Here is a 21,692-nt window from a genome sequence, read left to right on the forward strand (position 1 = left end):
ATGGCCGACGACTGGCGCGGCGTCTGGACCGCCGCCCTGGACGAGCTCGAGCTGGACGTGGTCAGGATCGAGACCATGCTGGCCGACGAGCGCCGGCACGCCGAGACGCCGCCGGCCGACCTGTGGCGCCCGCCGACCGAGCTCGGCGCCCTGCCGCTGGAGCTCAAGCCGAGGGCCGACGCGATACTTACCCGCCAACTACGGGCCGCCGAGGAGATCGCCCGCCGGCTCACCAGCAACCGGCAGCAGATGGCGATGACCTCGCGGCTCGAGACCGGCGAGGCGGTCAAGCGGCCCGTGTACGTCGACTGCGCCATGTGACACCGTCCCGGGGTCCCTTTTCCAGGGGCTCCGGGACTTTTTGCGTGCAACCGCGCGGCAACCTTTACACGCTCAGCGGATGGCGGGCCGGGCCGAACTGCTAGGTACGAGCACGGATTGCTCAGATGAAATAGCCAAGGATCGGCGCCCTGGACCAACCATCCAAGGAGCTGTTTGTGTTCGACGATCTCTCGTCGTCCTCCCTTCGCGTCGCCGCCGCGGGTCTTGCCGCCCGGCAGAGCGCCATCGCCAACAACATCGCGAACATCGAAACCCCCGGCTACCGGGCCCGTAAGGTGGAATTCGAGCAGGCGCTGCACGGCGCGATCGCCCACGGCGAGTCGCCGGCCGGGGTCTCCCCGCAGACGCTGAGCTCGCTGGAGCCGACGCGGCTCAACGGCAGCAACGTCAACCTCGACGAGGAGACGCTGTCGCACATCGACACCACGATGCGCTATCAGCTCACCATGCGAGCCCTGGACAGCAAGTACGGCATGCTGCGCGACGCGATCAAGGGGGCCTGATAGATGAGCACGTTCAACGCGATCGGCGTCGCCGGCTCCGGCGTCACCGTGTACCGCAAGTGGCTGGACGCGGTGTCGGACAACATTGCCAACATCGACAACGTCAGCCGCACTTCCGAGAAGGCCTTCCAGGCCCGTTACGTCGTCGCCCAGGAGGCGGCCGACGGCAACGGCGCCCAGGTGGGCGGGGTCGCCTTCGGCAGCGCCAACGGCATCCTCGCGTACGACCCGGACAACCCGCTGGCCGACGGCCAGGGCTACATCCGGCGGCCGGACATCGACCTGGGCGGCCAGATGGCCCAGATGATGATGGCCCAGCGCGCGTACCAGGCGAACCTGTCGGTCGTCGACCGCGCCAAGGACTCGTACACCGCCGCGATCAACCTCGGAAAGTGAGGAAGCCCTAGATGACTTCTCCGATCAGTGCCATCAGCGGCCTTTCCGCGGTCGGCGGCATCGACGCTCTCCAGGGCGTCGACGGCCTGTCCGCGAGCACCGGCGTCGCGCCCGCCTCGGGCCCGGACAACGACTTCGTGAGCATGCTCTCCAAGGGGCTGGAGGGCGTGCAGGCCTCGCAGGCCAAGGCCGACAACCTGGCCGTCCAGGTCGCCGACGGGACGCTGCAGGACCCGGCGCAGTACACCATGGCCGCCAACGAGGCGTCCCTCGGACTTCAGCTCACGCTCGCCATCCGGAACAAGGCCGTCGAGGCCTTCCAGGAGATCATGAGGATGCAGGCCTGACATGACGGACCGCCTTCCCGCTCCGGTTCGCCGCATCACGGACGCCTTCCGGTCCTTCACGCCGGGCCAGAAGGCCGTCACCATCGCGGCGGTGATCGCTCTTGTCGTCGGCGCCTACTTCTTCGCCACCTGGGCGTCGAAGCCGACGTACTCGATCCTGTTCAACAACCTGTCGACCAAGGACGCCAGCGCGATCGTCGAGTCACTGCAGAAGTCCGGCACCAAGTACGAGCTGGCCAACGACGGGCAGACCGTCATGGTCCCGCAGGACCAGGTGAACAGCCTGCGACTGTCGCTGAGCGGCGAGGGCCTGCCCGGCGACGCCGGCACCGGCTACGCGCTGCTCGACCAGCAGGGCATCACCACCAGCGACTTCATGCAGCACACGAACTACCAGCGGGCCCTGGAAGGCGAGCTGTCCAACACCATCAAGTCGATCGAGGGCGTCGAGGCCGCGACCGTGCACCTCGTCATCCCGCAGAAGGACGTCTTCGCCGACGACCAGGACCAGCCCACCGCTTCCGTGCTGGTCGCGTCGAAGAGCACCCAGCCGCTGAGCGGCCAGCAGGTGCAGGCCATCGTGCATCTGGTCGCCTCGAGCGTCGAGGGCCTCGACCCGACCGAGATCACCGTGGCCGGCGCGGACGGCAAGATCCTGTCCACCGGCGGCGGCGCGGCCGTCGGCTCCGGCGGGGACAGCGGCAACGAGGCTCAGACGGTCGCGTTCCAGAACCGGATGAACTCCTCGCTGCAGAAGATGCTGGACAGCGTGGTCGGTCCGGGGCACGCGGTGGTCACGACCACCGCCGAGATGGACTTCGACCAGACCCAGACGACCAGCAAGACGTACAACTCCGACCCGTCGCTGCCCGCCCTCTCGGAGAGCAACAGCCGGGAGGCGTACAACGGCGCCGGCAACTGCGCCGGTGGCGTCCTCGGCCCGGACAACATCTCCGGACCGGGCTGCACCACCGGCACGACCGGCACCGGCCAGTACGAGAACAGCAACAGCGTCAAGAACAACGCGATCAACGAGACCAACGAGGTCCGCAAGAGCGCCCCGGGCAGCATCAAGAAGATGAACGTCGCCGTCCTGCTGGACAGCACCACCGCCGGCACCATCGACCCGGCTCAGGTGCAGCAGCTGGTCAGCGCGGCGGCCGGCGTCGACGCCACCCGCGGCGACACCATCGCGGTCAGCGCCATGCCGTTCGACACGACCGCGGCGCAGGCCGCCCAGCAGGCCCTGAGCGCGGCCACCGCGGCCGAGCAGTCGGCCAAGCAGATGACGCTGATCAAGACCGGCGCGCTCGGCGCCGTGGTGCTGGCGCTGCTCTTCCTCGCCTGGCGGGCCAGTCGCCGGTCGAAGAAGCGCAAGGCCCTCACTCCGGAGGAGCGCAAGCACCTTGAGGAGATGCAGGCCGCGCTCGAGCAGCAGCGCCTGATCGAGCTGAACCAGGCCATCCCGGCCCAGATGCTCGAGGCCGCGCCCGAGACGTACGGGGACGGGGAAGCTCGCGAGGAACGCGTGCGGGAGATCGAGCAGATGGTCGAGGACCAGCCTGAGGAAATGGCAGTGCTGCTGCGTGGCTGGCTCGCCGCCGACGCCGCGCACTGAGCCCGGACGGGCGGCCGGCTTTTGCCGGCCGCCCGTTTTGCTGCGTTCTGCGTTTTAAGATGGGCTTAGGCCGGGCCTGAGGGAGTACGCGTTGACGACACCGCAACTCACCACGCTGTCGATGACGGGCGTGCGCAAAGCGGCAATCATGATGGTGCAGTTCGGCAAGGAGCACTCCGCGCAGGTCCTGGCCAGCATGTCGGAAAAAGAGGTCGAGATGATCTCGGCCGAGATCGCGCGCCTGGGCAAGCTCGACCCGATCGTCGTCGACGACGTGCTGGACGAGTTCTACGCCATGGCGACCACGCGGTACGCCGGGTCCGGCGGCATGGACTACGCCCGCGAGCTGCTCGAGGCGTCCCTCGGAAAGGAGCGCGCCGCGCTCATCCTGGACCGCCTCGAAGCCTCGATGAACGACATACCGTTCAACTTCCTCAGCCACGCCGACCCCCGGCAGCTGCTCTCGTATGTGCAGTACGAGCACCCGCAGACGATCGCGCTGGTGCTCGCGCACATCCCGGCGGCGCTCGCCTCGTCGATCCTGGCCGGCCTCTCGCTGGAGGTGCAGACCGAGGTCGCCCACCGGATCGCGGTGATGGACCGCACGTCCCCCGAGATCATCCGCCAGGTCGAGGCGGCGCTGCAGCGCAAGCTCTCCACCGTGCTCCAGCCGGACGAGCTGTCCACGGTCGGCGGCCTGCAACCGCTGGTCGACATCATCAACCGCGCCGACCGCACCACCGAGCGGCTCATCCTCGAGGCGCTGGACGCGCGCAGCCCCGAGCTGGCCGAGGAGATCCGGCGCCGGATGTTCATGTTCGAGGACATCATCAACCTCGAGGACCGCGCGGTGCAGCTGGTGCTGCGGCAGGTCGAGCCGGCCGACCTCGCCACCGCTCTCAAGGGCGTGCCCGAGACCGTACGCGACAAGGTCACCAAGAACCTGTCCGAGCGTGGCCGCGAGAACCTGCTCGAGGAGATCGACCTGCTCGGCCCGGTCAAGGTCAAGATGGTCGAGGAGGCCCAGGCGAAGATCGTCTCGGTCATCCGCTCGCTCGAGGACTCCGGCCAGATCGAGGTCCAGCGCGGCGGCGAGGCCGATGAGCTCATCGCCTGACCCACGCAATCCGGTGATCCGGGGCGCGGTCGCCGAGAGCGCGGCCGCGGCCAAGTTCGCCAAGAACCTGCGCAACGAGGAGCCCGGGGACAGCCCCGCGGCGGCCGAACGGGCGCGGGAACAGGCCCGCACGACCGGGTACGCCGAGGGCTGGGCCCAGGGGCAGCGCGAGGCGGCCATCGTCGCCGAGGAGGCCGCCGCCCGGGCCAAGGTCGCCGAGCAGCAGTACGACCAGCGACGGGCGGCCGCCCTCGCACAGGCCGTCAACGCGCTCGGCCGGGCCGTCACCGAGCTCGAGAGCCAGCTCATGCCGACCTTCACCGAACTGCAGGAGGTGCTGCTCGCGCACGCCTTCGAGCTGGCCGAGGCGATCGTCGGGCGGTCGCTGGACGATCCGCAGCGGCGCACCGCGGACGCGCTGCGCCGGGCCATGGCCGCGGCGCCGGAGTCCGGCACGCTGATCGTGCACCTCTCCCCCGACGACTACCAGACGCTGGTCGGCGCGGACGGAACGACCGATTTCGACCACGAGGGCCGGCACGTGAACCTGCGCCCGGACCCCTCGCTGCGTCCGGGGGACGCCACCGCCGAGATCGGCATGGCGACCGTGGACGCCACCATCGCGTCCGCGGTGGCCCGTGCCCGCGAGGCGCTGCGCCTCTGATCTTCGGGGAGCTCGATCATGACGGATCTGTTCCGCCACCGGATGACCGCGGCCATCAAGGCCGCTCAACCGCTGGCCAGCGGCAAGGTGATCGGCGCGGTCGGCCTGCGGGTGACCGTGAGCGGCCTGCAGGCCCGCGTCGGCGAGCTGCTTCTGATGGGCGACGGCCCCGGCGCGGTGCTCGCCGAGGTGGCCGCGATCGACGGCGAGAAGCTCTCCTGCCTGCCGCTCGGCCCGCTAGCCGGCATCGGCGGCGGCACCCCGGTGACGACCACCGGCGGACCGTTGCGGGTGCCGGTCGGCCCCGATCTCCAGGGCCGGATCCTGGACGGCCTCGGCCGGCCGATGGACGGCGGACCGCCGCTGCGCGGCGAGTTGGTGAGCATCGAGGCGGCCGCGCCCTCGGCGATGGAGCGCCAGCTGGTCGACGTGCCGATGCCCCTGGGCGTACGGGTGCTGGACACGCTGGTGCCGTGCGGCCGAGGACAGCGGATCGGCATCTTCGCCGGCTCCGGCGTCGGCAAGTCCAGCCTGATGAGCATGATCACGCGAGGCACCTCGGCGGAGATCAACGTGGTGGCCCTGGTCGGCGAGCGCGGCCGCGAGGTGCGCGAGTTCATCGAGCACGACCTCGGGCCCGAGGGCCTGGCCCGCTCGGTCGTGGTCGTCGCCACCTCGGACAATGCGCCGCTGGTGCGACTGCGGGCGGCCGCGGTGGCCACCCGGATCGCCGAGTACTACCGGGACGAGGGCGCCGACGTGCTGCTGCTGATGGACAGCGTGACGCGAGCGGCCATGGCGCAGCGTGAGGTCGGCCTGTCGGTGGGCGAGCCGCCGGCCACCCGCGGCTACCCGCCGTCGGTGTTCGCCATGCTCGCCTCGTTGCTGGAGCGGGCCGGGCCGGGCGCGCGCGGCAGCATCACCGGGCTCTACACCGTGCTGGTGGAGGGCGACGACCACAACGAGCCGATCGCCGACGCGGCGCGTTCGATCCTCGACGGCCACATCGTGCTCGACCGCAAGCTGGCCACCGCCGGTCACTTCCCGGCCGTTCAGGCCCTCGACTCGATCTCTCGGGTGGCCAACAAGATCACCACTCGGGAGCAGCGGGCCGACGCCACCGAGCTGCGCCGCCTGATGGCGGCCCATCGGGAGGTGCGCGAGCTGGTCGAGATCGGCGCGTACGTCCCCGGCACCAACCCGGAGGCCGACCGCGCGAACGCCATCTGGCCGCGAATCAACGCCTTCCTCCGCCAGGACCTCGACGAGCGGATCACCCCTTCGGAAGCCTGGGCCGCCCTGCACGCAATCGTGACGGCGACCTGAACTTCGCGCGATCGCCCCGCCGATCAGGAGGCAGTCGATTTCCGTCGCCGCCGGTTTTGCGGCGCCGGGAAATCGCCTGGCTCCTCATCGGCCCCGAAGGGGCGATCGCCCCGCGGAGCGAAGCGGAGCCAGCCAGCAGAGTTGCAGGTCGGGTGCAGTGGCTCAGCGGATCGGGGTCGAGGCCGAAGCGGTCATGTGAGGGAACGCCCCGCCCGCTAGGAGGCAGAGAAACCTTGAACCGCTTCTTCCGACTCAGCCCCGTGCTCCGCGCCCGCAAGGCGCAGGAGGACGCCGCCCGTGGCTCCTTGACCCACTCCCGCGCCGAGATCCGCGAGGCCGAGGCCCTGGTGAAGCGCCGTCACCTCAACCTCGTCGGCGCCGAGGCGCCCAACGAGGGCACCGCCCGCGCCATGGTCGCCTCGCTGGTCGCCCGCCAGTCGCTGGCGGCCAGTCTCTTCGACGCGCAGCGCATGGTGACCGACGCCCAGGAGGTCGAGCGGGAGCGGATGGCCGCCCTCGCCGACGCGGCCAAGCGCCGCCGCGCCGTCGAGCTGATGGCCGAGCGGCACGCCGAGCTGGTCCGCCACCACGACCTGCGGGTCGACCAGGCCGCCCTGGACGAGTTGGCGGTGACCTCCAAAGCCCGAAATGTTGCGCGTGGCCTCGTCGAGGGGAGTCCGGCATGACGATGATGGGTGTTTCCGGGGTGCTCTCCCGGATCCAGCAGCTGCAGGGCCAGCTCGGCCTCGACCCGCTGAACCCGGACGGCACGACCGCCGCCGGCACGGTCACCACGAAGACCGGCGTCGGCGCCGACCCCACCTTCGCCTCGCTGCTCTCCGACGCCACCGGCGGTCAGCCGCTCGCCCTGGGCGGCAGCGTCTCCGGCGACGACGTCGTGTCGGCCGCCAAGAAGTACCTCGGCACGCCGTACGTCTTCGGCAGCACCGACCCGGACAAGGGCCTCGACTGCTCGGCGCTGGTCCAGCGCACGTACGCGGACCTGGGCATCCAGCTGCCGCGCAACTCGTGGCAGCAGGCCAAGGCCGGCCAGCCGGTGGCGAGCCTCGCCGAGGCGCGACCGGGCGACATCCTGGCCTTCGACAAGCCGGTCGACCACGTCGCCATCTACCTCGGCAACAACCAGATGATCGCGGCGCCCAAGCCGGGCGATCACGTCAAGATCCAGAAGGTGTACGAGCAGCCGACCCAGATCCGGCGCGTGGTCTCCGACGCGGCCCAGGTCGCGGCGCAGAACATGGCCGCGGTCCGGCCGGCCGCCCTGAACGGCAGCGGGTCGCTCGCCGGCGTCCCGTACGGCGACCTCTTCGTCAAGGCCGGCACGAAGTACGGCGTCTCGCCGAAGCTGCTCGCAGCCGTGGCCAAGGTCGAGTCCGGCTACGACCCGCAGGCGGTCAGCAAGGTCGGCGCCCGCGGCCTGATGCAGCTCATGCCGTCGACCGCGAAGGGCCTGGGCGTGGAGAACGCCTTCGACCCCGAGCAGGCGATCTTCGGCGGGGCCAAGCTGCTCGCCCGCAACCTGCACGAGTTCAAGTCGCTGCCGCTGGCGCTGGCCGCCTACAACGCGGGCGGCGGCGCCGTGAAGAAGTACGGCGGCATCCCGCCGTACGCCGAGACCCAGGCGTACGTGCCGAAGGTTCAGAAGGCCCTCGCCGCACTCGGCGGCTGACCCCCGATCCCGACGACCTGAGCAGGAGAACCGCATGAAGATGCCGAGTTCCGTGACGGGACCGGAGCGCGCCGGCGCGCCCGACGCCGGACGCCGGGCCGGTAGCCGGCCCCAGGGTGGCGAGGACTTCGGCTCGGCGCTCTCCGCCGAGCTGGGCCGGCCCGGACGCGACGACGACGCGCCGGCCGAGGCGGGGCCCGACGCCGCACCACGAGCCGACGCCGCGCAGCGGGCCGACGACGCTGCCGACCGGGCCGCCGCTCAGCGGGCCGACCGCGCCGCCGCGGATCGAGCGGCCGCCGCTCAACGAGCCGACCGGACCGCTGCGGACCGCACCGCGGCTGACCGCACCGCGGCTGACCGAGCGGCCGCCGCCGACCGGGCTGCCGGCAAGGCCGCCGACCGCAGCGCACTTCAGCGGGACGCCGCGAACCGTGCCGCGGCGGACCAGGCTGCCGCCAACCGGGCCGATGCCGCACGGGCCGACACAGCACGGGCCGACGCAGCTCGCGCGGACGCCTCTCGCGCGGACGCCGACCGGGCCGATGCCGACCGGGCCGATGCCGACCGGGCCGATGCCGACCGGGCCGATGCCGACCGGGCCGACGCGGCGCGGGGCGCCGACGACCGCGCCGACGCTCGGCGTGCCAAGAGCCGCCGCCCCGCCGACCAGGACGGCGCCGACCGGGGCCCCGGCGACCAGGTGCGGGCGGACCCGGCGAAGGACGCGGCGGCCGACACCCCCGCCACCAAGGACGGCGAGGTCAAGGGCAAGGACGAGGCGAAGTCCGAGGACGGCGCCAGGGCGGACGACGCCAAGGCCACCGGCGACGGGACCGCGGCGGCCACCGGGACGCCGGTTCCGGGCGCCACCATGCCCGGCGCCGCTCCGGCCGCTCCCGTGCCGCCCGTGCCCATGGCCGCTCAGACCGCCGCCGGCACGGGTCAGCCGAACGCCACTCCCGGCGTAACGTCGGTCTCGGGCATCGCCGCCGCCGGACCGTCGGCGCCGGCCGTCGCGACCGCAACGGGCGCGATCGCCGCTCCGGGATCGGCCGTGCCTGCCGCGGACGCCGCCGCGACGGCCGCGCCCTCCGGCACGGTCAAGGACGCCTCGGGCAAGCCCGCCACGGCCGCCGACCTCACCGGCGCCGCCCAGCCGACCGGCACGCCCAGCGCGCCGGCGACCGATCAAGTGACGCAGGCTCCAGGACAGGGCCAGGCTCAGGCTCAGGGCCAGGCGCAAGGCCGGGGCCAGGGCCAGAGCGGCCCGGGGCAGGCCACGCCCGGCGCTCAGGCCGACCCGGCCGCCGCGACAGCGCCGACGACCGGCCAGGCCGCGCAGCCCGGGACCGTCCCGGCGGCGCCGGACGCCCCGGCCGCCTCGACCGCGACCGTGGCTCCGTCGACCGCGCCGACCGCAGTGCCGGCCGCTCCCGGCAACGCGGACGGGCCGGCGGCGGCCGACGCCCCGAGGCCGAACGCTCCGGTCGCCGGTGATCAGCCGGTCCCGGCGCCGGCCGCCGGCGCCGAGCGCGCCATGCCCGATCTCGCGACCGCAGAGCCGACCGGCCTTCCGCCTGCCCCGGCCACGACCCGCGGGGTCGCGGCCGACGGCGCGGCCACTCCGGGCGTACTCGGTCAGGCCGGCCTCGCCGGTGTGACCGGACCGCAGCCCACCGCCCCGGCCGCCCCGGCCGCCGGTACGCCGCCACCCGCCTCGCCGGTGCCGACACCGCCCGCCGCCGCCCAGGTGGCGATGCGGATCGCGCCGCTGCGGCTGGAGCCCGACGGCATACACCGGCTGACCGTGCACCTGCATCCGGTCGACCTCGGTCCGATCCAGGTCGTGGCCGAGATCCGCAACGGGGACATCAACCTCCAGCTGACCGGCACCACGGACGCGGGCACGGACGCGCTGCGCAACGCGCTGGGCGACCTGCGGCGTGAGCTCGAGGACTCGGGCTTCGCCAACTGCACGCTCGACCTGCGGCAGGGCACGGCACAGCAGGAGCAGGCGCGGCAGCAGTTCGCCGCGGCCGGCTACCCCTCGGGCGGACGCCGCGACGCGGGACCGGCCGGCCCCACCGAGCCGGCGCCGGTCGAGCCCACCCGGAGCGCGCCGGGCAGCGGCCGCCTGGACGTGCACGCCTGACTCACAGAACTACGCCGGTGGACACGGTTCGTGTCCACCGGCGTCGTCAGGCGGGCTTCTCGACCTCGTGCACGTCCATCGGCGTGGGCGTGACCGCGGTGCTCTCCGGTTCCCCCTCGTCGGTGCGGCCGTAGCCGGCCGTCACGAAGCGGAGCGCCGCCAGCAGCAGCGCCGCGATCGGCACCGCGATGATGAAGCGGATCAGCACGTCGGTGAGGTCCAGCTGGTCGAGCACGTAGCGGTACAGCGCCGGTGCACTGATCACGAACGCGAACAGCAGGACCGACGGACGGATCATTGCCGTACCGTGCGTGACGCCCGGCGGGGCGGCGCCGCCACCGGCATCACGTCCGTCGCGATCCGGGCGCACAGCATCGCGGCCCAGACGTGCGGGGTGGCCGACTTGCCGTCCAGCGAGTAGATCGGCAGGTCGAGCCCGAGCACCGAAGCCGGGTCGGCGGTGATCTCCACGCTGTGCACGACGAGCGCCTCGACCTCGCCGAGGGTACGCAGGTGCCGTGCCGTGTCGGCGGTCTTGCGGGTCGCGTCGACGATCGCCCAGACCGCGGTGGCCCCGATCGCGTCGCACATCTCGTTGACCCACAGCGGGTCGGTCCCGCCCACCGGCGCGTCCATCACCACGACCCACGCCTGGTCGGCGTTGTGCAGCTTCTCGGCCCGGGACTCCGCCACGTCAAGGGTGGAGATCAGCCGGGACGAGTGCAGGCCGGTCCCGGCCGTCGACTCCGCGGCGAGCAGCAGGTGGTTCTCCGGCACGCCGATCTGGTCGAGCAGATGCCGTCCGATGGCCACGCCGAGATTGATGTCGCCGGCGAGCACCAGGATCTCCCCCGGCCCGTCCGGAACGGCCGGCGCGGACGGCCGCGCCGCGAGCACGCTGAGCACGCCGGCGTACGTGTCGGCGCCGGTGATCTGCCGGGCCATCGGCTCGGGCATGCCCACCGAAATGAGGTTGCGCACCACCGGCTCGTTCTCGGCCGTCGGCGCGGCGTGCGCGGCCGGCTTCACCTTGGGCACCACGATCGGCGCCGGCTCGGCCTCGGCCTCGGGCGCCAGGATCGGCGCGTCCTCCTCGACCTCCACCTCGCCGGCCAGGCCGCCGATCCGCTCGGCCAGGCTCGGCATGGCCGCCTTCTGCGGAGTGTTCACCGGTGTCTCGGTGGTCGCGGCCGGCCGGAACGGACGCACCGTCGGCGCGTCTTCCCCACGCGCCGGCGTTACGGTCTTCGGTTTCGGTGGCGTCCGCTCGATGCCGGGCTCAGCCGTGGCGTCCAGACCGGCCATGAGCTCGGCGAAGGCCGCGCTGGTGTCGCTCAGCCCGGCGCCGCGGCTGAGGTCCGCGTCCGGGCCGCGGCCCTCGATCGGCGGTTCGGCGCGTGGTGGCTCGGCCGGGCGCGGCGAAGTGGCCGGGCGGGCCTGCGCGGCCGGGCGGGAGAACGTGGTCTCCCCGGGCCGGGCCGTGCCGAAGGTCGCGGGCGTGACGGTGCGGGGCGCCGCCCGGGCCGGCTCGTCCATCCGGTCCTGTGACTCGGCCCGTTCGAGCAGCCGTTCCAGCGTGTGAGCGTTCTCGCTCATCGTGCGTTTCGCCATGTCATTCCTGTCCTCGTTCGGGTCCGGAACCTCCACGGAAAGCTCGTAATGCTGCTTCGCGAAGAAGCCACCGACGCCGCCACTGCGGACCTTGTCGGCGGAGATGATCCGGACACCGGAGCCGTACTCATCGCGTACCTGAGCCAGCAAAGGCTCGATGGCCGGTCCCTCAAGCAGCACCCGCGTAGGCACCGTTCACCACCCCTATCGTCTCGATCTGTGCTGTGGAACCAGAGATTTCGCCGTACGACAGCACCTGCACCCGGCGGGAGCCGGCGCGCAGCAGTCGCATCAGTGGCAGCCGCAGCTGTGGCGAGCAGGCGAGCACGGGCGAGAGGCCCTGCTGCTCCGCGGTCTCGGCCAAGCGGGCGGCTTCGCTGACGATCGCCTCGGCACGCAAGCCGTCGATCGCCATGAAGGCTCCCGTCTCGCTCGGCCGTAACGATTCGAGCAGTTGTTGCTCGAGCATGGGATCGAGGGTGATCACCGTGAGCCGGCCGCCGGACACGTAGTTCGCGGCGATGGCCGGTCCGAGCGCGGCGCGAGCCGCCTCGACCAGGCCGTCGGGGTCGGCGGAGATCTTCGCTCTCAGCGAGAGCGCCTCGAAGATGCGGACCAGGTCGCGAACGGGCACGCCCTCGTCCAGCATCGCTTGCAGCACCTTCTGGACCTGACCCAGGCTGAGCAGCGACGGGGTCAGCTCCTCCACGACGACCGGGTGGGTGCGCTTGACCATCTCGGTCAGCGCCCGGACGTCCTCGCGGCCGAGCAGCCGGCTCGCGTTGCTGCGGACCACTTCGGCCAGGTGCGTGATGATCACGCTGGCCCGGTCGACGACCGTCGCTCCGGAGAGCTCGGCCTGATAGTGCAGCTCGGCCGGCACCCATTTGCCGGGCAGGCCGAAGACCGGCTCGACGCCGGCACGGCCGGGGAGACCTTGCAGTCCGTCGCCGATCGCCAGCACCGTGCCGGGCGGCGCCTCGCCGGTGCCGGCGTCGACCCCGGAGATCCTGATCGCGTACGAGGACAGCGGTAGGTCCAGATCGTCACGCGTACGCACGGGGGGCATGATCACGCCGAGCTCCATCGCCATCTTGCGGCGCAGAGCGCGTACGCGATCGAGCAGGTCGCCGCTGCTGGTGTCGACGAGGTCGACGAGATCGGGCGAGAGCGCGAGCTCGAGCGGGTCGACCCGCATCTCGCCGAGCAGCTGTTCCGGGGAGTCGGGGGCGGGCATCTCGACGGCCTCGCTGACCGCCGCCTCGGCCTCGGGGACCGGGTCCTTGATCCGCTGCGCGATCACCAGCACCAGGACGCCGACCAGCAGGAACGGGATCTTCGGCAGGCCGGGGATGACGCAGAGGGCGAGCGCCGCGCCGCCGCCGATACGCAGCGCCAGCTTGTTCTGGCTGAGCTGGGCGGTGACGCTGGAGCCCATGTCGCCGGAGGTAGCCGAGCGGGTCACGATCAGACCGGTGGCCACCGAGAGCAACAGCGCGGGCACCTGGGAGACCAGGCCGTCGCCGACGCTCAGCAGGCTGTACTGGTTCATGGCGTCGGTGGCCGACAGCCCGTGCTGGACGATCCCGACCGCGAAGCCGCCGACCAGGTTGATCAGCGTGATGATGACGGCCGCGATCGCGTCGCCCTTGACGAACTTGGAGCCACCGTCCATGGCGCCGTAGAAGTCGGCCTCGGCGGACACGTCGGCGCGGCGCTTCTTGGCATCGGCCTCGTCGATCAGGCCGGCGTTGAGGTCGGCGTCGATCGCCATCTGCTTGCCGGGCATGGCGTCGAGGGTGAAGCGGGCGCCGACCTCGGCGACGCGCTCGGCGCCCTTGGTCACCACGATCATCTGGACGATCACCAGGATCAGGAAGATGACCAGGCCGATGACGAGGTTGCCACCGACCACGAAGCTGCCGAATGCGTGGATGACCTTGCCGGCGTCGCCGTCGCGCAGCACGAGCCGGGTGGCGCTGATGTTGAGCGCCAGGCGGAACAGGGTGGCGACCAGAAGCAGCGCCGGGAAGACCGAGAAGTCCAGCGGCCGCTGCACGAACATGCTGGTCAGCAGGATCAGCAGGGCACCGGTGATGTTGAACGCGATCAGCGTGTCCAGCAGGAAGGTCGGCAATGGTACGACCATCATGATGATGATGCCGATGACCCCGATGGGTACGGCAAGCCGGCTGATGTTGCGCTTCTTCACGGCACCTTCCCGAGAACAGGGTGTGGCTCACCCATCAGCCAGATCATCCCTCGTTCGAGGGACGCATGTGAGGAAATCTCCTGAATTTTCGGTTATGCGACTGCTGAGGCGGAATTGGGGTTGCGGTGCAGACCGGCAGCCGAACCCTTTGACTTCAGGCTCATCACGAACGCCAGCACCTTTGCCACCGCGGCGTAGAACTCGGCCGGGATCTCGGCGCCCACGTCGCAGCCGCCGTGCAGCGCCCGGGCCAGCGGCACGTCCTGCACCATCGGCACGCGGTGCTCGGCGGCGATCTCGCGGATCTTGGTGGCGACCGGGCCCTGCCCCTTGGCCACCACCCGCGGCGCACCCTTGGTGGGCTCGTAGCGCAGCGCCACCGCCACGTGCGTCGGGTTGACCAGCACCACGTCGGCCATCGGCACGTCGGCCATCTGCCGGTTGCGGGCCATGGCCATCTGCCGCGCGCGAATCTGGGCCTTGATCAGCGGGTCGCCCTCGGCGTTCTTGTTCTCCTGCTTGACCTCTTCCTTGGTCATCCGCAGCTGCTTGTTGGTGCGCCGGCGCACCACGAAGTAATCGGCCGCGGCCATCACGATGCCGGCCGCCGAGGCGGCCCGGATCAGGCCGATCGTGGCGTCGGAGACGGTCGAGACCAGCGCCGCGAGCGGCAACTGCCCGGCGGTCATCAGGGTGGGTATGACGTCCTTGGTCGTGGTGTATAGCACGGCCGCCAGCACCGAGGTCTTGACCAGGGCCTTCGTACCCTCCCAGAGAGCCTGCGGCCCGAACATCTTCTTGATCCCGGGAAACGGGTTGAGCCGGCTGAACTTGGGGATGAACAGCTTGGTGGCGACCCGGATGCCGCCCTGCGCCCCGGCCGCCGCGATGCCGACCGCCATCAGCGTGGCCGACAGCGGCAGCACCGCCCAGGCCGCGCCGAACCCCGCGTCCTTGAGCATGCGCAGCGCGATGGCCGGCTCCGGGTTCTCGATGACCTGAGGAACCTGGGACAGCAGCTCGCGGGCGTGCTGGATGGCGGCGCCCATGGTCCTGGGCAGCATGATGCTGGCCGCCAGCATGCCGAACCACGCGCCGACGTCCTGGCTGCGGCCGATCTGGCCCTCGCGCTTGGCCTTCTTGAGCCGCTGTTGAGTCGGTTGTTCGGTCTTCTCGCCCGCCATCTCACCTCCCCGCTATCCGCCGGTGAGCTTGAGAACGGCGGTGACCGACCGGTCGACCAGCGTCTCGATCACCTGGGGCAGGGTGCTGATGGCGATCCCGGAGAGGACCAGCACCAGAAAGATCTTGGCGGGGAAGCCGAGCTGGAACGCGTTGAGCGCGGGCGCGACCCGGTTGAGCAGGCCGAACGCGACGTCGGTGAGGAACAGCACGACCACCAGCGGCCCGGCGATCTGCAGCGCCGCCAGGAACATCTCGCCGATGCCCTTGAGCAGCAGCTGGCTGAACGTCGCGAGGTCGAAGGTGAGGTTCAGCGGCATGGTCCGGAACGACTGGAGGAAGCCGCGCAGGATCACCTGATGGCCGTCGGTGGCGAACAGGATGGTCACTGCCACCAGGTTGTAGAACCGGCCGAACACCGAGCTCTGGTTGAGCGACAGCGGGTCGTACCCCATGGCCAGGGTGAAGCCGCCGAAGAGGTCGAGCAGGTCGCCGGCGGCCTGCAGGGCCGCGAACAGCAGCGCGGTGATGAAGCCGAGCGCGGCGCCCACGAAGACCTGCAGCGCGGCGCTGGCGACGATGTCGGCGGTCTCCAGCGACGGGAGCGTGCCCCGCAGGTACGGCGCGAGCGGCAAGGTGAGCCCGACCGACAGCAGCGCCTTGACCGTGCCGGGGATGAACCGCGAGTTGAACGGCGGGCTGATCATCAGCCAGGCCCCGGTCCGGGCCGCGCCCAGCAGGATCGCGAGCAGGTCGGCGATCGGGACGTTCCAGTTCATCGGTACGACGCCACCAGCGCCGTCAGGATCAACCCCCAGCCGTTGACCAGGACGAAGAGCAGCAGTTTGAACGGCAGGGAGATGGTCACCGGGGGCAGCATCATCATGCCCAGCGACATCAGGGACGCGGACACCACCATGTCGATCAGCAAGAACGGGATGAAGATGACGAACCCGATGATGAAGGCGGCCCGCAGCTCGGACAGGACGAACGCGGGGATCAGCGTGGTGAGCTCGATGTCGTCCTTGTTCCGCGGCTGCGCCTGGCCGGACAGCTTGATCATCAGGCCGACCTCGTCCTCGCGGGTGGTCTTCCACATGAACTCGCGCAGCGGCTGCACGCCGTCGTGGAACGCCACCGACTGGGTCTTGTCGCCCTTGAGGTAAGGCTGGACGCCCTGCTGGTTCATGGCGGAGACGGTCGGGCCCATGATGAACAGGCTCAGGAACAACGCCAGCCCGGCGAGCACCTGGTTGGGCGGCATGCTGGTGAGGCCGAGCGCGTTGCGGGTGATCCCGAGGACCATGAAGATCTTGGTGAACGACGTGCAGAGCAGTAGTAGGGCCGGCGCCACCGAGAGCACGGTGAGGCCCAGCATGATCACCAGCGACGAGGCCGGGCGGCTGCCGTCCGGATTGGTGCCGTTGACGTTGAGGTTGATGCTCGGCGCGGTCGGCTTGGCCGGCCCGGTGGGCGCGGTGGGCGCCGGCGCCTGAGGCACGCGATCCGGCATCGTCACGCCCGCGACGGGCGGACCGGCCGCCGGCCGCGGCTCGGCCGAGGCGGCTCCGGGGAGCAGCACCAGCGCCAGGCCGGCACTCGCCAGCAGAAGCAGGATCGCGCGTCGCATCACATCATCGCCTCGAAGTGCGGTCGCGGAGGAAGTCGATGGTCGAGGTCCATGTCCGGGCGGGGAGCAGCGACTTGTCCAGCCGCCCGGCGGCCGGCGTCGAAGGGTGGGCGCCCGGCAGGTCGACGGTGTCGCGATGCTCGTCGGCGTGGTGCTCGAACTCGTCCAGGTCGGCCTCGCCGAGGAACGTGACCTGCTGCTCGGTGACGCCGAGGATCATCGCCCGGTCGGCCACCTTCACCACGGTGACGGCCGCCCCGCGGGTCAGCTGCTGCCGGTTCAGCACCGCGAGCCGGCCGTGCGCCCGGCCCGCGCCCAGCGGCCGGCGTACCACCCGCGCCAGCGCCCACATCAGGCCCAGGACGACGAACAGCGAGAAGCCGATCCGCAGGACGAGCTCGAACAAGGCCGTTACCCCTCGGCGCCCGGCGCGACGATCTCGGTGATCCGGATGCCGAAGTTCTCGTCGACCACGACCACCTCGCCCCGGGCGATCAACCGGCCGTTGACCAGCAGATCCGCCGGGCTGCCGGCGGCCCGGTCGAGTTCGACGATCGCGCCCGGCGTCAGCGAGAGCAGCTCGCGGACGCTCATCCGGGTGCGGCCCAGCTCGGCCGAGACCTCCATCTCGACGTCGTGCAGCATGTCGAGGCCGCCGCGCACCATCGCCTGCGTGGGCGTCGCCGGGCGGGCCACGTCGACCTGCCCGGGCTCCTCGCTCGGCCAAGGACTCAGCGCGAGCGCGATCACCGCCCGTACGTCTTCGCCCTCGACCAGCGGCACCAGCACGGCGTCGTCCTTGGCGGCGAGAGCGCTCAGCGCGACGCCGGGCTCCATGACCACCCCGGGATCGAGCACCACCGGCCCGAAGGTCCGCGACGCCGCTTCCAGGGCCGGCCGGACCGCCGCGGTCAGGTCGAGCTCGCCGAGCGGGCTCTCCTTGAGCGCGTCCGCGAGGTCCTGGCCGACCACCACGACGACCTCGCCGCTGGCCGCGCCGCTGAACTTGGCCGTGACCGCCTGGCCCTCGGGCAGGATGTCGGCGGTCGCGGCAATCGGGGCGGCGATGGCGAGCTCGCGGCTGGTGGGCAGGACCGCGAGGGCGGCCTCGGCGGCGTTCCGGGCGAGCGCCAGCTGCGGCGCGGTGATGGTGGGCGCGGTCATGGGCGGCCAGACTCCTTGGACGACTCCGGGGGCGACGGCACCACGAGGCACGCGAGGCGGGCGCCCTGATTACCGGGAACTGCGTGAGCGAAAACGGTCTCGTTGACGGTCACCTCGAGCGGCCTGGTGGTCCCGTGAGCCAGCGGCACGACATCACCGGGACGCAGATCCACGATGTCATCGGTGCGCATGCGAATGGGCTGGAATCGCACCGCAACGTCGATCGGAGCCGAGAAGAGCCCGGCCGTGAGGTTGCGGAGCGCCAGGTCACGGCTGGCGCGCTCGCTGTCGCTGAGCACGACCGCCTCGGTGCGGGACAGCACCGGCAGGATCATGTTGAACGGCATGCAGATGCTGGCCAGGCACTCCTCGGCCCCAATCTTGAGGTCGAAGGTGGCCACCACGCAGGCGTCGCCGGGCGCGTGCGCGCGCAGGAACTGGGCGTTGTACTCGATCTCTTTGAGCCTCGGGCGCACGTCGACCAGCGTCTCGAAGCCGTAGCGCAGCTCGCCCAGCATCCGCTCGAGCAGGCCGCGCAGCAGCGGCATCTCGACCTCGGTGAGCGGGCGCTCCGGCTGGGGGCCGCCAGGCCCGCCGAGCATGTGATCGATCGCGGCCATCACGGCCGACGACGACATCTCCATGAGGGCGGTGCCGGGCAGCGGATCGATGTTCACCACGGCGATCACCGTCGGGTTCGACAGCGAGGCGACGTACTCGTCGTAGTTGAGCTGCTCGATCGCGGCGAGCGTGACACTGCTGACCACGCGCAGACGGGTGGTCAGCAGGGTGCCGCAGCTGCGCGCGTACGTCTCGAAGGCGATCTGCAGCGTGCGGACATGTTCCCGGGAGAGCTTGATCGGGCGACGGAAGTCGTACGGCGCCGGCCCTCCGCCTTGGCCGCGACGCGACATCTTGCCCGGGGATCGAGTAGCGGAGGTCACGCCGTCCCCATCGGCTCATTTCCGGAACCGCTGAGCGGGAGGGCCGTTTTTTGCCAGAAATCGGCGGATGGGCGGGTTCACCGAAGTGAACCCGCCCGTCCCGGTTGTCCGGGTCAGTGGGTCACTGGGTCACGAACTGCGTGTAGTAGATGCCCATGACCATCTCCTTCTTGTCCTCCGTGTAGGCCTTCACGATCTTGGCGAGCAACTCCTCCTTGATCGTCTCCCGGCCCTTCTCGGTGGAGAGCTCGGCGACGGTCTTGCCGGTGTACTCGTCGATCGTGAGCTCGATCGCCTCGCTGGTGTCCACCGACTCGGAGCCGGCGTCCGCCGTCTGCTGGAGGGCGAACTGGAGCTTGAGGTAGTGGCTGTCGGCCAGGTTGATGGTCAGCGCGTCGTCGATCGCGGTGACCGAGCCCTTCTCCGGCGTCTTCGCCTCCGCCTCCGCCGAGTCGCCCTTCATCATGAAGAACGCCCCGCCGCCGCCACCGAGCAGCACGACTGCCGCCACGATTATGATCAACATCTTCTTGCTGGACTTCTTCGGCGCCTCGGCAGCGCCATCCTTCTTCTCGTCAGCCATCGCGGAATCCCCCCGTCAGTCGTGCGTGGTAGTGGTAGTGGTGGTGGTCTCGGTGCTGGGCGAGCTCGTGGAACTGGTCGCGCCGGCCGCGCTGTTCGCCTCGTTGACCGCCTTCTCGATCGCCGAGGCCTGGGCCGTGGTCTGACCCGAGTGCAGCTTCGCGTCGGAGCCCGCCGCGGCCGGCAGCAGCGCCGCCTGGTCGGCCGGGAGAGTGGTGAGGACGACGACGTCCACCCGGCGGTTCATGGTGATCGACCGAGGGTCGGCCGGGTCGATCAGCGGCTTGGTGTCCGAGAAGCCGACCGCGCTGAGCCGGTTCTTGGCGACACCGTGCCCGGTGAGGTACCGGACCGTGGTCGAGGCACGAGCCGCGGAGAGCTCCCAGCCGCTCGGGTAGTACGTGGTGGCCGCTTTGAGCTGGTTGGTGTTGCCGTCGACCTCGATGTTGTTCTTCAGCTTGGCCAGCGTCGGCGCCAGCGCGTCGAGGATCTTCTTGCCACCGGCCTTCAGGTCGGCCCGGTTGCCGGCGAACACCACCTCGTTGGTGACGATGGTGACCACCAGGCCCCGCCGATCGATGGTGAACTGCACGTTGCCGAGCAGCTTGGCCTTGGCCAGCGCGTCGGCCAGCTTGTTCTCGATCTTCTTGAGGTCCTCCGCCTCCTTGGCCGCCGCCTGGGCGTTCTTGGAAGCGGTGGATCGGCTCTCGGCCTGGACGGCGGCCTCGACGGCCGCCTTCTCCTTCTCGGTCATGTTCGAGGTGCCGGACTTGCCGTCACCCGGGTTGGCGCCCGGGTCGATCTTCACGATCTCGGCCGACTGGCCGGCGCCGTCCAGCGTCGAGGTCTGGCCGGAGAACGCCGCGCTCTGCGCGCCGAATCCCGCGGACAGTCCGGACGCCAGCTCGGCGAACTTCTTCATGTTGATGTCGGACATCGAGTAGAGCACCACGAAGAGCACGAACAAAAGCGTGAGCATGTCGGCGTACGACACGAGCCATCGCTCGTGATTGACGTGCTCCTCGTGTTCTTCGTGTCTGCCCTTCCTACGCTTGGCGCCCCCGCCGCCTGAGCTCATCGGTTACGCCGCCTTCTTGGTGTTCGCGGCCGCCTCGGCCTTCTTCGCCTCGTCCGGCGGGAGGAGGCTGCGGAGCTTCTGGGCCACCAGGCGCGGGTTGGAGCCGGCCTGGATGGCGAGCACACCGTCGACCACCAGCTCCATCTCCTCCGCCTCGACCGCGCTGAGGCGGGTCAGACGAGCGGCGACGGGCAGCCAGATCAGGTTGGCGCTGAGCACGCCCCAGAGGGTCGCGACGAACGCCGCCGAGATCGAGTGACCGAGCGTCTCCGGCTGGTTCAGGTTCTCGAGCACGTGCACGAGGCCCATGACCGTGCCGATGATGCCGATCGTCGGGGCGTACCCGCCCATGTTCTCGAAGAGCTTGGAGCTGGCCTTGTCGGACTTCCTCTTGGCCGCGATCTCGGCGTGGAGGATGTCGTGCAGTTCCTCCGGGTCGGTGCCGTCGATCGCCAGCCGAAGACCGCGCTTCAGGAACGGGTGCTCGACGGTCTTGACCGCGTCCTCGAGGGCCAGCAGGCCCTCGCGGCGGGCGCGCTCGGCCAGCTTGACGATGTTCTCGACCAGCTGGGTCGGCGGCGTGACCTTGGCGAGGAACGCCTTCTGGAGCTGCTTGCCGGCGCCGGTCGCGTCCTTCAGCACACCGCCGGCCATACCGGCCATGAACGCGCCACCGAACACCAGCAGCATCGACGGGATCAGGATGATGGAGGCCGGCGAGCCGCCCTCGAGGATCTGTACGGTGAAGACGATTGCCAGTGATACGACTACACCGACGATGGTGGAGATGTCCATCAGCGTTCCTTCCGGTGCAGCGGAAGCACCTTGGCGTCGTTGTCGTGGTCGTCCTCGGACGACCGGGCGATGGCCGTGGGCTCGGCCTCCATGCGGCTCGCCTGGGCGATGAGCGAGGCACGGTAGTGGCGCACCGAGTCGATGAACTCGGGCACGGACTCGGCGATGACGTACTTGGTGCCATCCACCAGCGTGACGACCGTGTCGGGCGTGCACTCGGCACGCTCGACCAGGTCCGGGTTCAGGGCGAACACGGCACCGTTGATGCGGGTAACGAGGATCACTTACATCCGTCCTTGGGTGGTGGTGTGGTCCTGGGCTGGTGGGCCGTCCGTG

24 protein-coding genes are annotated in these 21,692 nt (G+C 70.7%); 11 read left to right on the forward strand and 13 right to left on the reverse strand.

Going from position 1 to position 21,692, the window contains the following annotated elements; translation table 11 throughout:
- The 11 genes from ACIA5D_RS34645 to ACIA5D_RS34695 all read left to right on the forward strand — a co-directional run bounded on the left by ACIA5D_RS34645 (nt 1) and on the right by ACIA5D_RS34695 (nt 10,158).
- The gene (locus tag ACIA5D_RS34645; protein WP_396034621.1) at nt 1-321 is read left to right on the forward strand and encodes a hypothetical protein; all 321 of its coding nucleotides are present in this window, start codon (nt 1-3) and stop codon (nt 319-321) included.
- Nucleotides 322-497: 176 nt separating this feature from the next.
- Nucleotides 498-845 carry a flagellar basal body rod protein FlgB gene (locus ACIA5D_RS34650; RefSeq protein ID WP_396034622.1) on the forward strand — a complete coding sequence of 116 codons (348 nt, stop codon included), beginning with the start codon at nt 498-500 and terminating at the stop codon, nt 843-845.
- 3 nt (nt 846-848) lie between these two features.
- Nucleotides 849-1,241, forward strand: coding sequence for a flagellar basal body rod protein FlgC (locus ACIA5D_RS34655; protein ID WP_396034623.1), 393 nt, complete (start codon nt 849-851; stop codon nt 1,239-1,241).
- Between the two features lie 11 nt (nt 1,242-1,252).
- Nucleotides 1,253-1,588, forward strand: coding sequence for a flagellar hook-basal body complex protein FliE (gene fliE, locus ACIA5D_RS34660; protein ID WP_396034624.1), 336 nt, complete (start codon nt 1,253-1,255; stop codon nt 1,586-1,588).
- 1 nt (nt 1,589) lies between these two features.
- Nucleotides 1,590-3,206, forward strand: a complete 1,617-nt coding sequence (gene fliF, locus ACIA5D_RS34665; RefSeq protein ID WP_396034625.1) for a flagellar basal-body MS-ring/collar protein FliF — start codon at nt 1,590-1,592, stop codon at nt 3,204-3,206.
- 91 nt (nt 3,207-3,297) lie between these two features.
- Nucleotides 3,298-4,323: a flagellar motor switch protein FliG gene (gene fliG / locus ACIA5D_RS34670; protein ID WP_396034626.1), complete on the forward strand. Its 1,026-nt coding sequence runs from the start codon at nt 3,298-3,300 to the stop codon at nt 4,321-4,323.
- On the forward strand, nt 4,307-4,987 hold the full coding sequence (locus ACIA5D_RS34675; RefSeq protein WP_396034627.1) for a FliH/SctL family protein: 681 nt from the start codon (nt 4,307-4,309) through the stop codon (nt 4,985-4,987). Before fliG ends, ACIA5D_RS34675 begins: the two co-directional genes overlap by 17 nt.
- An 18-nt stretch (nt 4,988-5,005) precedes the next feature.
- On the forward strand, nt 5,006-6,313 hold the full coding sequence (locus ACIA5D_RS34680; protein WP_396034628.1) for a FliI/YscN family ATPase: 1,308 nt from the start codon (nt 5,006-5,008) through the stop codon (nt 6,311-6,313).
- A 233-nt stretch (nt 6,314-6,546) separates the two neighbouring features.
- A complete protein-coding gene (locus ACIA5D_RS34685) occupies nt 6,547-6,999 on the forward strand; it encodes a flagellar export protein FliJ (protein ID WP_396034629.1) in 453 nt (150 codons plus the stop codon).
- Nucleotides 6,996-8,003, forward strand: coding sequence for a transglycosylase SLT domain-containing protein (locus ACIA5D_RS34690; protein ID WP_396034630.1), 1,008 nt, complete (start codon nt 6,996-6,998; stop codon nt 8,001-8,003). Before ACIA5D_RS34685 ends, ACIA5D_RS34690 begins: the two co-directional genes overlap by 4 nt.
- A gap of 34 nt (nt 8,004-8,037) precedes the next feature.
- The gene (locus ACIA5D_RS34695; RefSeq protein WP_396034631.1) at nt 8,038-10,158 is read left to right on the forward strand and encodes a flagellar hook-length control protein FliK; all 2,121 of its coding nucleotides are present in this window, start codon (nt 8,038-8,040) and stop codon (nt 10,156-10,158) included.
- 46 nt (nt 10,159-10,204) lie between these two features.
- Here ACIA5D_RS34695 and ACIA5D_RS34700 read toward each other — a convergent pair whose 3' ends face one another.
- From ACIA5D_RS34700 to ACIA5D_RS34760, 13 genes are all read right to left on the reverse strand, one after another.
- Nucleotides 10,205-10,456 (reverse strand): hypothetical protein, encoded by a 252-nt coding sequence (locus ACIA5D_RS34700; RefSeq protein ID WP_396034632.1) that lies wholly within the window; start codon nt 10,454-10,456, stop codon nt 10,205-10,207.
- Complete coding sequence (locus tag ACIA5D_RS34705; RefSeq protein WP_396034633.1) at nt 10,453-11,949, reverse strand: hypothetical protein; 1,497 nt, start codon at nt 11,947-11,949, stop codon at nt 10,453-10,455. The genes ACIA5D_RS34700 and ACIA5D_RS34705 overlap by 4 nt, the downstream gene beginning before the upstream one ends.
- Nucleotides 11,939-13,981 (reverse strand): flagellar biosynthesis protein FlhA, encoded by a 2,043-nt coding sequence (locus tag ACIA5D_RS34710; protein WP_396034634.1) that lies wholly within the window; start codon nt 13,979-13,981, stop codon nt 11,939-11,941. The genes ACIA5D_RS34705 and ACIA5D_RS34710 overlap by 11 nt, the downstream gene beginning before the upstream one ends.
- A gap of 92 nt (nt 13,982-14,073) precedes the next feature.
- Entirely contained in the window at nt 14,074-15,165 is a 1,092-nt protein-coding gene (locus ACIA5D_RS34715) for a flagellar biosynthesis protein FlhB (protein WP_396034635.1), read from the reverse strand.
- Nucleotides 15,166-15,177: 12 nt separating this feature from the next.
- Entirely contained in the window at nt 15,178-15,942 is a 765-nt protein-coding gene (locus tag ACIA5D_RS34720; protein WP_396034636.1) for a flagellar biosynthetic protein FliR, read from the reverse strand.
- Entirely contained in the window at nt 15,939-16,793 is an 855-nt protein-coding gene (gene fliP, locus ACIA5D_RS34725) for a flagellar type III secretion system pore protein FliP (RefSeq protein ID WP_396034637.1), read from the reverse strand. Before fliP ends, ACIA5D_RS34720 begins: the two co-directional genes overlap by 4 nt.
- 4 nt (nt 16,794-16,797) lie before the next feature.
- Nucleotides 16,798-17,199, reverse strand: coding sequence for a FliO/MopB family protein (locus ACIA5D_RS34730; RefSeq protein WP_396034638.1), 402 nt, complete (start codon nt 17,197-17,199; stop codon nt 16,798-16,800).
- A 5-nt stretch (nt 17,200-17,204) separates the two neighbouring features.
- Nucleotides 17,205-17,957 (reverse strand): flagellar motor switch protein FliN, encoded by a 753-nt coding sequence (gene fliN, locus ACIA5D_RS34735; RefSeq protein ID WP_396034639.1) that lies wholly within the window; start codon nt 17,955-17,957, stop codon nt 17,205-17,207.
- Entirely contained in the window at nt 17,954-18,901 is a 948-nt protein-coding gene (locus ACIA5D_RS34740; protein WP_396034640.1) for a flagellar motor switch protein FliM, read from the reverse strand. The genes fliN and ACIA5D_RS34740 overlap by 4 nt, the downstream gene beginning before the upstream one ends.
- A gap of 121 nt (nt 18,902-19,022) precedes the next feature.
- Entirely contained in the window at nt 19,023-19,484 is a 462-nt protein-coding gene (gene fliL, locus ACIA5D_RS34745) for a flagellar basal body-associated protein FliL (RefSeq protein WP_396034641.1), read from the reverse strand.
- Between the two features lie 15 nt (nt 19,485-19,499).
- Nucleotides 19,500-20,561: a flagellar motor protein MotB gene (locus ACIA5D_RS34750; RefSeq protein ID WP_396034642.1), complete on the reverse strand. Its 1,062-nt coding sequence runs from the start codon at nt 20,559-20,561 to the stop codon at nt 19,500-19,502.
- 3 nt (nt 20,562-20,564) lie between these two features.
- Nucleotides 20,565-21,356, reverse strand: coding sequence for a flagellar motor protein (locus ACIA5D_RS34755; RefSeq protein WP_396034643.1), 792 nt, complete (start codon nt 21,354-21,356; stop codon nt 20,565-20,567).
- The gene (locus tag ACIA5D_RS34760) at nt 21,356-21,640 is read right to left on the reverse strand and encodes a flagellar FlbD family protein (RefSeq protein WP_396034644.1); all 285 of its coding nucleotides are present in this window, start codon (nt 21,638-21,640) and stop codon (nt 21,356-21,358) included. The genes ACIA5D_RS34755 and ACIA5D_RS34760 overlap by 1 nt, the downstream gene beginning before the upstream one ends.
- Nucleotides 21,641-21,692: the final 52 nt, after the last annotated feature.

The sequence above is a fragment of the Actinoplanes sp. NPDC051513 genome (genome assembly GCF_044454685.1).
In the GTDB taxonomy this organism is placed as follows: Bacteria; Actinomycetota; Actinomycetes; order Mycobacteriales; family Micromonosporaceae; genus Actinoplanes.

Excerpts from the sequence above, each read along its gene's own strand:
- ACIA5D_RS34645 (WP_396034621.1), top strand. The coding sequence starts at position 1 with ATGGCCGACGACTGGCGCGGCGTCTGGACCGCCGCCCTGGACGAGCTC.
- ACIA5D_RS34655 (WP_396034623.1), top strand. The coding sequence starts at position 849 with ATGAGCACGTTCAACGCGATCGGCGTCGCCGGCTCCGGCGTCACCGTG.
- fliE (WP_396034624.1), top strand. The coding sequence starts at position 1,253 with ATGACTTCTCCGATCAGTGCCATCAGCGGCCTTTCCGCGGTCGGCGGC.
- fliF (WP_396034625.1), top strand. The coding sequence starts at position 1,590 with ATGACGGACCGCCTTCCCGCTCCGGTTCGCCGCATCACGGACGCCTTC.
- ACIA5D_RS34675 (WP_396034627.1), top strand. The coding sequence starts at position 4,307 with ATGAGCTCATCGCCTGACCCACGCAATCCGGTGATCCGGGGCGCGGTC.
- ACIA5D_RS34680 (WP_396034628.1), top strand. The coding sequence starts at position 5,006 with ATGACGGATCTGTTCCGCCACCGGATGACCGCGGCCATCAAGGCCGCT.
- ACIA5D_RS34690 (WP_396034630.1), top strand. The coding sequence starts at position 6,996 with ATGACGATGATGGGTGTTTCCGGGGTGCTCTCCCGGATCCAGCAGCTG.
- ACIA5D_RS34695 (WP_396034631.1), top strand. The coding sequence starts at position 8,038 with ATGAAGATGCCGAGTTCCGTGACGGGACCGGAGCGCGCCGGCGCGCCC.
- ACIA5D_RS34700 (WP_396034632.1), bottom strand. The coding sequence starts at position 10,456 with ATGATCCGTCCGTCGGTCCTGCTGTTCGCGTTCGTGATCAGTGCACCG.
- ACIA5D_RS34715 (WP_396034635.1), bottom strand. The coding sequence starts at position 15,165 with ATGGCGGGCGAGAAGACCGAACAACCGACTCAACAGCGGCTCAAGAAG.
- ACIA5D_RS34720 (WP_396034636.1), bottom strand. The coding sequence starts at position 15,942 with ATGAACTGGAACGTCCCGATCGCCGACCTGCTCGCGATCCTGCTGGGC.
- fliP (WP_396034637.1), bottom strand. The coding sequence starts at position 16,793 with ATGCGACGCGCGATCCTGCTTCTGCTGGCGAGTGCCGGCCTGGCGCTG.
- fliN (WP_396034639.1), bottom strand. The coding sequence starts at position 17,957 with ATGACCGCGCCCACCATCACCGCGCCGCAGCTGGCGCTCGCCCGGAAC.
- fliL (WP_396034641.1), bottom strand. The coding sequence starts at position 19,484 with ATGGCTGACGAGAAGAAGGATGGCGCTGCCGAGGCGCCGAAGAAGTCC.
- ACIA5D_RS34750 (WP_396034642.1), bottom strand. The coding sequence starts at position 20,561 with ATGAGCTCAGGCGGCGGGGGCGCCAAGCGTAGGAAGGGCAGACACGAA.
- ACIA5D_RS34755 (WP_396034643.1), bottom strand. The coding sequence starts at position 21,356 with ATGGACATCTCCACCATCGTCGGTGTAGTCGTATCACTGGCAATCGTC.